The organism is Halorussus lipolyticus, from assembly GCF_029338375.1.
Lineage (GTDB): Archaea > Halobacteriota > Halobacteria > Halobacteriales > Haladaptataceae > Halorussus > Halorussus lipolyticus.
This window is the reverse complement of sequence record NZ_CP119804.1, coordinates 2,578,332-2,591,880: the sequence shown is the minus strand read 5'-3', so window position 1 is coordinate 2,591,880 and position 13,549 is coordinate 2,578,332. Positions and strand designations below refer to the sequence as shown.

General features: G+C 63.3%; 11 protein-coding genes. 4 read left to right on the top strand and 7 right to left on the bottom strand.

What is annotated here, in order from left to right; translation table 11 throughout:
- Positions 1–184 precede the first annotated feature (184 nt).
- Positions 185–1,279, bottom strand: a complete 1,095-nt coding sequence (locus tag P2T57_RS13035) for an aminopeptidase (RefSeq protein ID WP_276299646.1) — start codon at positions 1,277–1,279, stop codon at positions 185–187.
- A 124-nt stretch (positions 1,280–1,403) separates the two neighbouring features.
- Here P2T57_RS13035 and P2T57_RS13030 point away from each other — a divergent pair, with 124 nt between their 5' ends.
- The gene (locus P2T57_RS13030) at positions 1,404–2,432 is read left to right on the top strand and encodes a threonine aldolase family protein (protein ID WP_276299645.1); all 1,029 of its coding nucleotides are present in this window, start codon (positions 1,404–1,406) and stop codon (positions 2,430–2,432) included.
- A 132-nt stretch (positions 2,433–2,564) separates the two neighbouring features.
- On the opposite strand, the gene P2T57_RS13025 is transcribed toward P2T57_RS13030, so the two are convergent.
- Complete coding sequence (locus P2T57_RS13025) at positions 2,565–2,699, bottom strand: DUF7859 family protein (protein WP_276299644.1); 135 nt, start codon at positions 2,697–2,699, stop codon at positions 2,565–2,567.
- A gap of 95 nt (positions 2,700–2,794) precedes the next feature.
- On the opposite strand from P2T57_RS13025, the gene P2T57_RS13020 reads away from it, so the two are divergent.
- Entirely contained in the window at positions 2,795–3,442 is a 648-nt protein-coding gene (locus P2T57_RS13020; protein ID WP_276299643.1) for an ArsR/SmtB family transcription factor, read from the top strand.
- A gap of 211 nt (positions 3,443–3,653) precedes the next feature.
- On the opposite strand, the gene P2T57_RS13015 is transcribed toward P2T57_RS13020, so the two are convergent.
- The gene (locus P2T57_RS13015) at positions 3,654–4,163 is read right to left on the bottom strand and encodes a metallophosphoesterase (RefSeq protein ID WP_276299642.1); all 510 of its coding nucleotides are present in this window, start codon (positions 4,161–4,163) and stop codon (positions 3,654–3,656) included.
- Positions 4,164–4,423: 260 nt separating this feature from the next.
- Here P2T57_RS13015 and P2T57_RS13010 point away from each other — a divergent pair, with 260 nt between their 5' ends.
- Complete coding sequence (locus P2T57_RS13010) at positions 4,424–5,398, top strand: cation diffusion facilitator family transporter (RefSeq protein ID WP_276299641.1); 975 nt, start codon at positions 4,424–4,426, stop codon at positions 5,396–5,398.
- Here the strand turns inward: P2T57_RS13010 and P2T57_RS13005 are convergent, their stop codons facing one another.
- Positions 5,399–5,716: a winged helix-turn-helix domain-containing protein gene (locus P2T57_RS13005; protein WP_420028542.1), complete on the bottom strand. Its 318-nt coding sequence runs from the start codon at positions 5,714–5,716 to the stop codon at positions 5,399–5,401.
- Positions 5,717–5,817: 101 nt separating this feature from the next.
- Here P2T57_RS13005 and P2T57_RS13000 point away from each other — a divergent pair, with 101 nt between their 5' ends.
- Entirely contained in the window at positions 5,818–7,998 is a 2,181-nt protein-coding gene (locus tag P2T57_RS13000; protein WP_276299639.1) for an ATP-dependent DNA helicase, read from the top strand.
- 184 nt (positions 7,999–8,182) lie between these two features.
- Here P2T57_RS13000 and P2T57_RS12995 read toward each other — a convergent pair whose 3' ends face one another.
- The 3 genes from P2T57_RS12995 to P2T57_RS12985 form a co-directional block, all read right to left on the bottom strand.
- Entirely contained in the window at positions 8,183–11,908 is a 3,726-nt protein-coding gene (locus P2T57_RS12995) for a PAS domain S-box protein (RefSeq protein ID WP_276299638.1), read from the bottom strand.
- A gap of 220 nt (positions 11,909–12,128) precedes the next feature.
- Positions 12,129–12,635, bottom strand: coding sequence for a 2'-5' RNA ligase family protein (locus P2T57_RS12990; protein ID WP_276299637.1), 507 nt, complete (start codon positions 12,633–12,635; stop codon positions 12,129–12,131).
- Positions 12,636–12,744: 109 nt separating this feature from the next.
- Positions 12,745–13,176 carry a hypothetical protein gene (locus tag P2T57_RS12985; RefSeq protein WP_276299636.1) on the bottom strand — a complete coding sequence of 144 codons (432 nt, stop codon included), beginning with the start codon at positions 13,174–13,176 and terminating at the stop codon, positions 12,745–12,747.
- Between the last annotated feature and the right edge of the window lie 373 nt (positions 13,177–13,549).

Sequence of the window (13,549 nt, the reverse complement as noted above, 5' to 3'; positions counted from 1 at the left end):
ACCAGTCCGACCTTTTTCCTCGTCGGGTCGCCTCCGGCGACCACTCCTCGCAAAAACGTCGATGAAAAAACCGCAGTTACTCCTCGAAACCGTCCTCGAACCGGAAGATACCAGTTCGACCTTTTTCTCGTCGGGTCGCCTCCGGCGACCACTCCTCGCAAAAACGTCGATGAAAAAACCGCAGTTACTCCTCGAAACCGTCCTCGAACCGGAAGATACCGTTGCGCTGAACCACTTCGCCGTCCACCTCGATGAACGAGTCTTCGTCCATGCTCGTAATCATGTCCACGTGGACCGCGCTCTGGTTGCCCTCCTCGCCCTCGGGCAGACAGGTCTCGTAGGCCCGGCCGACCGCGAGGTGGATGGTGTCGCCCATCTTCTCGTCGAACAGCGTGTTGTAGGTGAACCGGTCGATGTCACGGTTCATCCCGATGCCGAGTTCGCCGAGTCGGCGCGCGCCGTCGTCGGTTTCGAGGATGTCGGTCAGGACCTCCTCATTCTTCTCGGCGCTGTGTTCGACCACTTCGCCGCCCTCGAAGCGGAGGTAGGCGTCCTCGACCACGTTGCCCTCGTGGACCAGTGGTTTGTCGAACAGCACTTCGCCCTCGACCGAATCGGCGACTGGTGCGGTGAACACCTCGCCGCCGGGGAGGTTGTTCTTGGCGTGGTCGTTGATGGTGGTCATCCCCTCGATGCTCATCGTGAGGTCGGTGGTGTCGCCCGAGACGATGTGGACTTGTTCGCCCGCATCCAGAATCTCGACCATCTCCTTCTGGTGTTCGCGCTGGGCGTCCCAGTCCTTGTTGACCGCATCGTAGACGAACTCCTCGTACTCCTCGGTACTCATCTCGGCGTTCTGGGCGTCGGCGTCCGCCGGGTACTGCGTGAGGACCCAGCGCGTGTCGAGAATCTCCTCGCGCACGTCGGACTGGGCCTTTCGGAAGGCCGCCATGGTCTCGCCGGAGACGGCGCTCATGTCGGCGATGTTTTGATTGGCTCGAACGTGAATCCACACGTCTGCGGCCTCGGCCAGCGCGAGTTCGTGGTCCGGCGCGTCGAGGTCCTCGGGGTCCACCGCCTTCAGAAAGGCGGCGCGGGTCTTGTCCTGCCGGAAGGAGACATGGAAAGGCGAGCCACCGCGCTCGCCGACCGCCTCGCAGAGCGCGAGGGTGAGGTCTTCGGCGACCGAGGAGGCGCTGACGACGACGTTGTCGTCCGGTCCGACCTCGGTGGAGTGGTCAACGATGAGTTCCGCGTGCTCTCTGACTCGGGGGTCCATGCGAAAAGGTGATTGCGTGAATTGCAAACCGCTTTCGGTCCGTGGCGGCGGTCGGACACCCCGCCAGCGCAAAACGAGTGTCGCCACCGCGGAGTATTTGACCCTCTGCGAGCAAAGACAGCGTATGATAGACCTGCGGAGCGACACCGTGACGAAACCCGACGAGGAGATGCGCGAGGCCGCCCGAGACGCCGACGTGGGCGACGACGTGTACGGCGAGGACCCCACGGTCAACGAGTTGGAAGCGAAAGCGGCCGACCTCGTGGGGTTCGAGGACGCCCTCTACGTCCCGACGGGCACGATGGGCAATCAGGTCGCGGTCCGGACCCACACAGACCGGGGCCAAGAGGTCATGATTGAGCGCGAGAGCCACGTCTACAAGTGGGAACTCGGCGGCCTCGCCCAGTTGTCGAGCCTACAGGTCCGGACCCTCGACGGCGGCGAGCGCGGGATTCCGACCCCCGAGCAGGTCCGGGAGGGCTACGTCGAGGAGGACGCCCACCGGCCCGGAAGCGGTCTCCTCACGCTCGAAAACACCCACAATAGCAAGGGCGGGGTCGCCATCGACCCGGAGAAAATCGACGCCGCGGCGGAGGCCGCCCACGAACTCGGACTGCCGGTCCACCTCGACGGCGCGCGAGTGATGAACGCCGCGGTGGCCCGCGACGTGCCCCCGGAGCGCATGACCGAGAGCGTCGATTCGGTGATGTTCTGCCTCTCGAAGGGACTGGGCGCGCCGGTCGGGTCGATACTGGCCGGGAGCGAGGAGTTCATCTCCCGCGCTCGCCGGAACCGGAAACTGTTCGGCGGCGGGATGCGCCAAGCCGGAATCGTCGCCGGGCCGGGTCTGCTGTCGCTGGAGAACGTCGCGCGCCTCGAAGACGACCACGAGAACGCCCGGATTCTGGCCGAGCAGTTGGCGGGCGTCGAGGGGCTATCGGTCCAAGACCCCGAGACGAACATCGTCCTCGTGAACACTGAGAACGCTGGGATGCCAGCCGACGAGTTCCTCGACGCCTGCGAGGAGGTCGGCGTCCGCGGGACCCAGTTCGACACCCACGTCGCTCGGTTCTGCACCCACTGGGACGTTGACCGCGAGGACGTGGAAGACGCCGCCGAGAAAGTCGGCGAAGTCGTCGATGAGACGCCGTGAGCGCGGCCGCAGTCGGAGAGCGTCGGGCTGAGACTGCTCTCGAAGGCTAAAATCGACGTTTGACTTTCCTCAAAGCGTTTACCGGTGGCGAATCTACGGGGCGGTATGAGCGCCGTCAGTCGGCGTCGGCGACTACCGCCGACCGTTCTCCACGCCCTCTTTGAAACCCGTGAGGGTCCGCCGGACGAACAGATACATGAAGAAGACGAACCCGAGGAGGATGACGAGGAACCCCAGCACGAGCGGGTCGTTGACGATTGATGCCATGTATCGCCATTTCTGTTCACCCAACAAATTCGTTTCGACGTTTCGTCCGACGAGTAGGACCAACCTTCTTGAGACGGGGGTGACAACGCCGAACCATGGCTGACCTCCTGCCCTCCACGTCCGACGCCACCGCCCCGCAGTCCGGCGAACCGCGGGTCATCGGCGTCGATAGCGACGACGCCGACGACTTGCTCGGGGCGCTCTCGTCTGACACCGCCCGCGAGCTGTTGGCGGCGCTCCACGAGGACCCCGCGACCCCCTCCGACCTCGCCGAGACCATCGACACCTCGCTCCAGAACGCCCAGTACCACCTCGGCAAACTGGAGGACGCCGACGTGATTCAGGTGGTAGACACGGTGTACTCCGAGAAGGGCCGCGAGATGAAGGTGTACGCGCCGTCCGACCAACCGCTCGTCGTCTTCGCCGGGCGAGAGGAGAAGACGACCGGACTCAAGTCTGCGCTGTCCCGACTCCTCGGGGCGTTCGGCGCGCTGGGCTTGCTGTCGGTCGCAATCCAGCAGGCGTTCGGCGACGGGTTTGGCGCGCTGTTCGGAACTTCGGGTAGCGGCCGAGAGAGCGTCGAAACCAGCACCGGCGGCGGCATGTCGGCCCAGTCCACCGACGCAGTTCAGCAGACCGCCGATGCGGCAGGGTCCGCGATTCCGCCCGGCGCGCTGTTCTTCGCCGGGGGTGCGCTGGTCCTCGCGCTGGGGTTCGCGTGGTGGTACTCCTCGAATAGGTAGCCCTGAAGCGGTCTCGGTCGGGATTTCTGATTCACGGTCGATAACTAAAACGCGTTTTTGAGCTTACGGGAGCTATTTGATATAGGGGACTGTACGTAGCAGTGTACCGCCCCGCTTCGGCCCTCCACTCGCTTCGGCCCTCCACTCACTTCGGCCCTCCGCCCTCGCTTCGGCCCTCCACCGTTGTCGAACCCGAACGCCTCGCGCGGGGCTACACTTCGATTTCGAATTTTTCGACCACCGACCCGTCACGGTGCCGTATCTCGCCTTCGAGTCCGTCGTCCGTCGGTCGGAGTTCGGCGTGGGTCGGAATTCCGCCCCGAGGACTGGCGTGGCTTCCGGGGTTGAGCAGAAGCACTTCCTCGGCGTCGGTCGCGGCGTGGCGGTGAGAGTGACCGAACACCACCACGTCGGCGGCCTGCTGGCGGCCCAGCAGGGAGAGGCCGGTCGAACTCCGGTCGTCGCCGTGGGTCAGGACGAACCGGACGCCCTCGGCCTCGAAGGTGCGTTCGGGCGGGAGTCGGTCCCGAACCCCCGGCGTGGCATTGTTGCCGTAGACCGCGTAGAGGAGGTCGCTGGCGTCTTGGAAAGCATCGAGAGCCTCCTCGTTCGTGAAGTCGCCCGCGTGGACGACGACCGAGGAGTCCTCGACGGCCTCCTTCGCACGGCCTTCCAGTTCGTGGCCCGACCTGCTGTGGGTGTCGGAGAGAACGGTTATCATGGCTTCGGGTAGGAATCCGAGGCCCCTGAGCGTTTCCGTCTCCGAGAGCGGTCGGCGCGCGCTTCGCGCCGAAGTGAGCGCCGTTCGAAAGAGCCGTTGGAATCATTTGCATTTCTTACGCAACCATTTCTAATTCTTTAGAGCCAGAGATTAATTTTCTTCCGAATAGATATATTTCCGACGCACCGCGTTCCACGACCGCCGAGCGTGGCGCGCGCTCTGCAACCACTTACTTATCCGACGCCCGAGAAAGTACGCCAATGGCGGAAAGCAAGTCTGTCGTTATCGCCGCACTCATCGCTAACGGCGCAATCGCGGTCCTGAAGTTCGCCGGCTTCCTGCTGACCGGGAGCGCGGCGATGCTCTCGGAGACGTATCACTCGGTTTCCGACACCGGCAATCAGGTGTTCCTGCTCATCGGCATCCGGTACGCTGGCAAGGACGCCAGTCGCGGCCACCCCTTTGGCTACGGGAAAGCCGAGTTCTTCTACAGTTTTCTGGTGAGCGTCCTGCTGTTCGGCATCGCCGGGTGGGAGAGCGCCAAGCACGGCTACAACGCCATCATGCACCCCCATCCGGTCGAACCGGGGTCGGCCACTCTGCTCGGGTTCACCTTCCCCGGAGTCTGGGTCAACTACGGCGTGCTGTTGGGCGCTATCGCCTTCGAGTCCTACGCGCTGAAGAAGGCCTACGCCGGGATGCAGAAGGACATCCGCGAACACGAGTGGAGCGGACTGGTCGAGGCGTTCAAAAAGACCAGCAACGTGACGACGCTGACCGCGTTCACCGAGGACACCATTGCGATGGCAGGGGCCGGAATCGCGCTGTTCGGCGTCTACCTCTCCCGGTTCACTGGAAATCCGCTCTACGACGCGGTGGCCGCCCTCCTCATCGGTCTGATGCTGATGGGCTTCGCCATCGCGCTGGCGTGGGAGAACAAACGGTTGCTCCTCGGCGAGAGCCTTCCGAAAAGCGAGGAGCAGGAACTCCGCCGCATCATCGAGGAGTTCGAGGGCGTGGTCAACATCGTGGACTTCCGGACAGTCATCTTCGGCCCCGACGACGTCCTCCTCACCGCCGACATCGCGTTCGAGAAGGGCATCTCCACCGCGGAGATGGACAAGAAGATTACCGACTTGGAGGACGCGCTGACAGCCGCCAACAAGAGCGTTTTCAAGGTCTACATCGAACCCGAGTCCCGACAACGGAGTCGGAAAGGAGAGGCGACAGAGTAGTTACTCCTCGTCCATCTCGAACAGTCGATTCAGCGTCACGCCTTCTAGTCTGACTAATTCCTCCGCAATCTCATTATTTTCGTTCAATTGGTACATCGGGCTTCCGCCGACATCGCGGGTGTGTTCGACGACGCCGAGTTCCTGTAGGTCATCGAGATTGTCGTAGACGGTGCTTCTGGCGACGCCCGCGAGGTCTGCGACATAGCTCACATTCAGGTCTCGACCTCGCTCGCTGACGAACGCGGCGAGAAGTTTGGTCCGGGCCGGTTGCCCGAGAAGGGAGACGAAAGGACTCTCCTCGGTATAGGAACTGACAATCATAATCGAGTCTATTTCGACTACGGATAAATGCCTTCTGCCTATCCGACACTTCCACTTCCAAGCGAGAGTTTAAACCGCAAGCCGAGCAAACTGCTCCCGTGGCAGAGACGAACGGGTACATGCGGTTCTTCCCCTACGACCAGCCCTACGACAACCAGAAGGAGGCCATGGACCGAATCTACAACTCCTTCACCCGCGAGCAGGACGTGCTGTTCGAGGGGGCCTGCGGAACTGGCAAGACTCTCTCGTCGCTCGTCCCGGCACTGGAGTATGCCCGCGAGGAGAACAAGACGGTGGTCATCACGACCAACGTCCACCAGCAGATGCGCCAGTTCGTGGAAGAAGCGCGGGCCATCACCCGCGAGGAGCCGATTCGGGCGGTCGTCTTCCGAGGGAAAGGGTCGATGTGTCACATCGACGTGGGGTTCGAGGAGTGCCAAGTCCTGCGGGACAACACCTACGAGGTCGTAGACGCCGAGCGGGACCTCGAAGAACTGGAGGACCGACAGGAGGAACTCCTCGAAGCAAGCCAAGAGGGCGACGAGCGCGCCGCCGAGGCCCGGAGCGCGGTCATGGACGAGTTAGAGCAGGTCCAAGAGCGCGTCGAAGGGTTAGACGAGCAGAACACCTGCGAGTACTACTACAACAACCTCGTGGGCGACAACGACGAGTTCTACTCGTGGCTCTACGACGACGTTCGCACCCCCGACGACATCTACGAGTACGCCGAACAGCAGACCCTCTGTGGCTACGAACTCCTCAAGGACGGGATGGAGGGCGTCGATTTGGTGGTCTGCAACTACCACCACCTGCTGGACCCGATGATACGCGAGCAGTTCTTCCGGTGGTTGGACCGCGACCCCGAGGACGTAATCACCATCTTCGACGAGGCCCACAACGTCGAGGACACGGCCCGAGAACACGCCACCCGGACCCTGACCGAGAACACCCTCGACTCGGCGCTGGACGAGTTAGAGGATTCGGACGACGCCAGAGCCGAACCCGCCTACAACGTCATTTCGGCCTTCCGCCGGGCGCTCGAAGCGACCTACGAGGACAATTTCGGCTTCGGCGACCGGGAGCGCGTCGGGGGCGATTGGGAGGACATCTCCATCGCCAACGACGACAAGCGCGACGACCTGACGCTCGAATTCCTCCAGCAGTACACCGGCAAGGGCATCGACACCGAACTCGAACTGGCGGTCCACCTCGGCAAGGAACTGGACGACGAGTACGAGGAGGCCTACAAAAACGGCGAATCGACCACTCGACAGGAGTGCCAGACCCTTCAGTCTGCGACGTTCATCCAGTCGTTCATGGACGAGAGCGCCGAACTGGGCCAGTACCCCGTGGTCTCGGTTCGGCGCGACGAGGCAACCGAGGAGGTGTACGGCCGGGCGGAACTCTACACCTGCATCCCCAGAGAGGTCACCCAAGACCTGTTCGAGGAGGTGTACGCCACGGTCCTGATGAGCGCGACCCTCCGGCCCTTCGACGTGATTTCGGACGTGCTGGGACTGGAAGACCCCGTGGAGATGGCCTACGGTCTCCAGTTCCCGGAGGAGAACCGCCGGACGTTCACCGTCGAGACGCCCGCCCTCTTTTCCAGCGAGCGCGACAACCCCGAGACGCAGGAAGCCATCGCGGGCGTCCTCGAAGATACCGTGGAGTTCACCGCCGGGAACACCCTGCTGTTCTTCCCGAGTTACGCCGAGGCCGAACGCTACTACGACCGCCTCTCGCGCGAACTCGACGCAAACCTCCTGATGGACGAACCCGGCACCTCCGTCGAGGACCTGCGCCAGCGATTCGTCGCCAGCGACGACGCCGCGCTGTTCACCTCGTTGTGGGGCACCCTCGCCGAGGGCGTGAGTTTCGACGGCGACGACGCCCGGACCGTCGTCGTGGTCGGCGTGCCCTACCCCCACCTCAACGACCGGATGGAGGCCGTACAGGAGGCCTACGACCGGACGTTCGCCGACCGGTCGGGCCGGGATTCGGGGTGGGAGTACGCCGTCGAGATTCCGACGATTCGCAAGACGCGCCAAGCCCTCGGTCGGGTGATTCGCGCCCCCGAGGACTTCGGGGTCCGCGTGCTGGTTGACAAGCGATACACCGAGGCCGGCGCGAAGGAGATGGGCAAGTACAGCGTCCGAGACACCTTCCCGGTCGAGGAGCGCAGAGAGATGTTAGACGTGGCGGCGGACAAACTCAAGTTCGCCATGCTCAACTTCTACACCGACAACGGCGCGTGGGACGGCGAACCGCCGACGCCGTAGCGGCGGCGAGGAGCGACGATCAGGGGTGTCGATACAGTCCGCCGACGGCGAACGGTTCCGCAAACGCCCTCAAACAATTAGAGGGGTGTCTTTTAGAACAGTATATATTTCTATAGGACTGCTATTCATTTCCGAAACGAGCAGAAAAGCAGTCGTCGTTGGCGAGGAGTTCGGCCGAACGACCCTACGCCGACGCCACGAGGTCCACGTTTCGGAACTCGAAGCGCGCGCCGCCCGCCTCGCTCTCGGTCACGGACACCGACCATTCGTAGACGTCGGCCAACTCCTCGACGAACGCGAGGCCGAGACCGGTCCCGCCCTCGTTCGCCGCGGTGGTGAATCCGGCCTCGAAGACGGTCTCTCGGTCCTCGGGCGGGATTCCACACCCGTCGTCGGCCACGTAGAACCCCGTGGGGAGGTCGCCGATTTCGACGGTCACGTCGTCGCCGCCGTGCTGGACCGCGTTCTCGAACAGATTTCTGAGGAGGTGCTGGATGTAGGTCTCGTCGGCGGGCGTCACGCCGTCGGCGTTGACCTCGATTTCGGCCTCAGGGGCGTCTATCCCGGCCCACGCGTCCCGCGCCATCTCGGAGAGCGAAACCAGCGTACTCTCGCCGACGGCCTCTCTGCCTCTGGTCAGCACCAGCATGACGTTTATCATGTCCTCGATGCGGTCGAACGCCTCGGTGACGTACTCGACCGCTTCGGACGAGTCGCCCTCGGGGAGTTGCTGGCTGTAGATTTGACCGATGGTGACGGGGTTCCGGAGTTCGTGGGCCAGCATGCTGGCGAAACTTTCGAGACGCTCGTTGGACTCCTCGAGTTTCTCGACGGTCTCCTCGAGTTTCTGCTCGCGTTCGATTTGCTCGGTGATGTCGAGCGCGAAGCTCTGTCCCGCCCGAATCTCGCCGTCCGCGTCACGGAGCGGTGTCGCCCACACCCGGTAGGTCCGACCGCCGAGCGTAGAGACGACGCTTCCCGTCTCGCCGTCGAGCGCGGACCGGAACAGCGGTTCCACGTCGTCCCACGTCCCCGGCGGAAGCACATCTTCGGCGTGGTTGCCCTCGATTTCCTCGGCGTCGGGTTCGATGTCGTCCCACATCGTGCCGGTGACGAGCGTGTACGTCAGATTCCGGTCGTAGACGCCGACGCCCCCGTCCGGGAAGTTCTCGGCGAGCGCGCGGTACCGGCGCTCGGAGGCCTCCAGTTGCCTGCGGTACTCACGCCGGTCGGTGATGTCGGTCTGGGTAACCACTCCGCGGACCACCTCGCCCTTCTCGTCTCGGACCGGCATCCCGTGGACCATGATGGTGCGACTCTCGCCGTCGGCCGTCGCTATCTCGTAGATGTCGGGGTCGCTCACCTCCTCGCCGTCGAGGACGCGGGCCATCGTCCACTCGTCGGCGGCGACCGGTTCGCCGGTGTCGGCCCACCAACCCCGGTAGCGGTCGTAGTCGGTGACGCACTCGGCGTCGAACACGTCGCCGCCCCAAATCTCCTTCGCGGCCTCGTTGGCCTCGACGAGTCGCCCGTCTTCGTCCGCGACCACGACGCCGACCGGCAGGACCTCGAACAGGGTTTCGAGTTGTCGGCGGTGTTCTTCGAGTTCCTGCTCGGCGCGCTTTCGCTTGGTGATGTCGGCGAGCGCACCGGGGAAGGTGACGGGGTTGCCCTCGTCGTCGCACTCGACGGTTCCGCGGGCGACGACCCACCGGAGGTTGCCCTCGGCGTCCGTGACGCGGTACTCCTCCTCGTACTCTCCGCAGGTCTCCAGCACGCGGTCGATTTCCTGTTCGACGCGCTCTCGGTCGTCCTCGTGAATCGCGTCGATGAACCTGTCGAGCGACACGCCGTCGCGGGCCGACTCGGGGTCCACGCCGAACGTTCTGGCGAACGAGGCCCCCGTGACCATCTTGTCGTCCTCGATGTGCCACTCCCACGTGCCGACTGCACCGGCCTCGGTCGCCGCTTCGAGTTGGGACTTGGCCTCGCGGAGTTCGCGCTCCTGTCGTTTCTGCTCGGTGATGTCTTGGGCCATCGTCATCCCGGCGAACACCTCCCCGCGTTCGTCGGTGATGGGGACCGCCCGAACCACCCACTCCCGACCGACGTATTCGAGTTCGACCGACCGCTCCTCGCCGTCGAGCGCCGACTCGAACGCCGGTCGGATGTCTTCTGCGGTGGTCTCGTTCCACACGTCTTGGAAGTGTTCGCCTTCGAGGTCGTCGGGTTCGACCGGTATCTCCTCGAACCCTCTCCCCTCTGCGAGGGTGTATCTGAGGTCGCGGTCGAACAGCGTCACGATGCCGTTCGGGAAGTTCTCGACCAACGTCCGATACCGGCGCTCGGAGGCTTCGAGTCGGTTCCGGTACTTCTCGCGCTCGGTCACGTCTTGGGACATGCCGAGGGCGGCGAACACCTCGCCGTCGGCGTCCCTGACCGGGAGGAAGTAAAACTGGTAAATCTTCCCGTCGATGGTCTCCTCGAATGTCGCGGTTTCGCCGTCGAGGGCGGCCTCGTAGTGAGGGGCGACGACATCCGCGAGTTCCTCGGGCAAGCCTTCTCGAAGATGCCGGCCTTCCAGTTCGTCGCTCGTCACGTCGGCGTCTCCCTCGGGCGTGCCACCGAAGGTGACGTAGCGGAAGTCCTCGTCCACGAGGGCGACTGCGCCGTTCGGGAAATTCTCGATGAGGGTGCGATACCGTCGCTCGGACTCCTCGAGTTCGCGCTCTCTGCGCTTGCGGTCGGTGATGTCCCGGAAGTACACCGACAGGCCGGTCTCGGAGGGGTATGCGTGGACCTCGTACCACGCTTCGAGGGGTTCTGGGTAGTAGAACTCGAAGGAAGTCTGTTCTTGGGTCTCCATCGCGGTCCGGTACTCGTCGCCGAGTTTCGAGTCGGTCGCCCACTCGAACACGTCCCAGAAGTTTCGACCCACGAGGCCCTCGTCCTGATAGTCGATGAGGTCCTCGGCGTGTTCGTTGGCGTGGGTAAACTTCCAATCGTCGTCGAGCGCGTAGAAGGCGTCTGTGACCCGGCCAAACACGTCTTCGAGTTCCCCCTTCAGTCGGCGCTCGCGCTCCTTGAGGTCGGTCACGTCCTCGCCGGTGGTGATAACTCGGTCCACTTCGCCGTCGGCGTCGGTGATGGGGACCGCGTTGACCGAAAGCCAGCGGCGCTCGCCGTCCGGGCGCTCGATTTGGAGCGTCCGGTCGTACACCGCTTCGCCGGTCTCGAACGCTCGGGCGGAGGGATACTCGTCGGGTGGAATCGGTCGGCCCTCCTCGTCGTAGGTCGGCCTGTCGGCGGGGGAGAACCCGTCGCGCTCGTCCTCGGAGATTCCGAGGAGTCGCCTGCCGCGTTCGTTGACCCGGACGACCTCGCGGTCGGAATCGACCACCACAATGCCGACGGGACTGGCTTCGAGGATGCGGTCGTTCAGGTCGCTCTCTCGGGCGAGTTGGCGCTCGCGCTCGGTGAGGGTGCGCTCGGTTCGCTTGCGGTCGCTCACGTCGCGGACGACGCCGATACTCCCCCGAAACTCGCCACCCGAGACCAGCAGGTTGAGTCGTAACTCGCAGGGCACCCGGTCGCCGTCGGCGGTCCGAACCGAGAACTCGAACGTCTCGGGCTTGTCGCTCGCGTCGGAGAGGCGGCGCTCGATTTCGCGCTCGATAGCCGAGACGGCCTCGGCGTCGAGGAGCATCGAGACGTGGGACCCGACTAGCTCCTCGCGGTCGTAGCCCGTCGTCTCGGTTATCACGTCGTTGACCGCGACGAATCGTCCGTCGGGGTCGAGTTGGTAGATACCGTCGTCTATCGCGTTTACCAGCGTTCGATAACGTTCGAGGGCCTCCGCGTCGTCGGCGTCCGCCCAGAACGCCGCGCCGGACCTAGCCCGTTCAGCCATACGTCTCGTAACAAACCGAGGCGGAAAAACCTTCACGTCGCTCAGCATTCGGAGCGGTCCGGGATTCGCGGGGCCAGCGGACCGGCGCGAAGCGAGACCTGCGTGGGCAACAAAGGAACGGGATACATCTCCTAAAGGTAACTATTCATGTCTTTAGGGAATGTTTATATTTGTTGCTCGCCGGGGGTTCGCGTTCCCGGCGATTCCCCGGTCGAACCGACTATCCCGGAAGCGAGAACGTTGCGACTTCCTCGTCGTAGTTGGCATCCCAGAGCGCCACCCGCGAGACGGTCCACGTCACGGGGTCTACGTCCCGGTCCGCGAGTCGGCGTGCGGCGGCGACATCGCCGCCGCGCGCCAGCGTGACGTGGGGCACGTAGTCGTCGCCCTCGAACTCCTCGACCACCGAGAACTCCTCGGCGAGGAGTCCGTGCAGTCGCCGAAGTCCGGGACTCTCCACCGCCAGATAGACCACCGGCCCCTCTCCAAGCGGCGGGCGCTCGAAGTAGTCGATGCCCGAGACGCGGGCCTCGAAGGCCGGCGCGCCCGAGAGCGCGGTCCGGACTTGCTCGCGGAGTCTCGGCGTACCGCCGGCGGGCGCGTCGCCGAGACGCTTGCAGACCAGCGTGTGGCGCTCCCGAATCGTCTCGAAGTCGAGCAGGAGGGGTCGAAGCTCCTCGGCGAGGCGGGAGATTTCGCCGGGAACCGGGACGTTGAGGCTGAACACTATCGAAGCGTCGGACTGGGCGGGCAAAGAGGATGGCGGTTCAAGAAATGGTAAACGGGTCTCTAACTGGATTTCTACGATGGATTTGGACAGCTATCCTCTAAAACGACTATTCATCTACCGGTTCTGCGTTCATCAACTGATTCACTTCGTGATTTGCAAGGTCTTCACTCGTAACCCACTCGCCGTCATGCTCGGAAGTCGTGAACTCGGGATGTGGATGAAGTCCGTCTATTTCCGAGGCGTGTAACCAGAACCCTTCTGATTGCTTCTCGTATTCGGGGTTTGACTCGAATTGGTCTGCAAGATTAGGTGCTACGTCGCGGAGGTTTGTACGCCGCCAAACGTGTTCGAAGTCGTCTCGGTCATCTGAGCGAGGGTCACGAACCCAATGATCCATTTCTTCGAGATGTTGCTCAACTCTCCGCATATAGCCGCGAGCAGTCGAGTTCGTTGACATTGGGAATACCCGGAAAAACGACTCTTTCATGTCGTCTTCTGTGATTTTATAGAGACACGTCGTATCGAGGTCGCGTGCCATTCGTTCTATACGGAGATGCGCTGGTCGAGTCACATCATCTTCGACGTAGACGTTACTACTAAAATCCTTAGATTCCCAATATACTGTGTCATCATCATGGTTTTTGGAGTAGTTAGGATATTGGGGACAACTAAGAAAGTCCATAGCCTTTCTACCTGTTCGTTCGCCGACCGCAAACCTTGCCGCCCCGAAAGGGTTTAAAACCCTCGCCGTGTAACCTACTGGCGATGACAGGGACTCGCGGTCAGGGAGCGCTCGCCGCCTCCGCGAGCCGTGAGTCCGTCCTCGTTCTCGCGCGACGACGACCGGGGTCCCTTTAGACCCCACCTTATCCTTACCCCACGATTTCACCGGTTTTGTCGCTGACGACGCC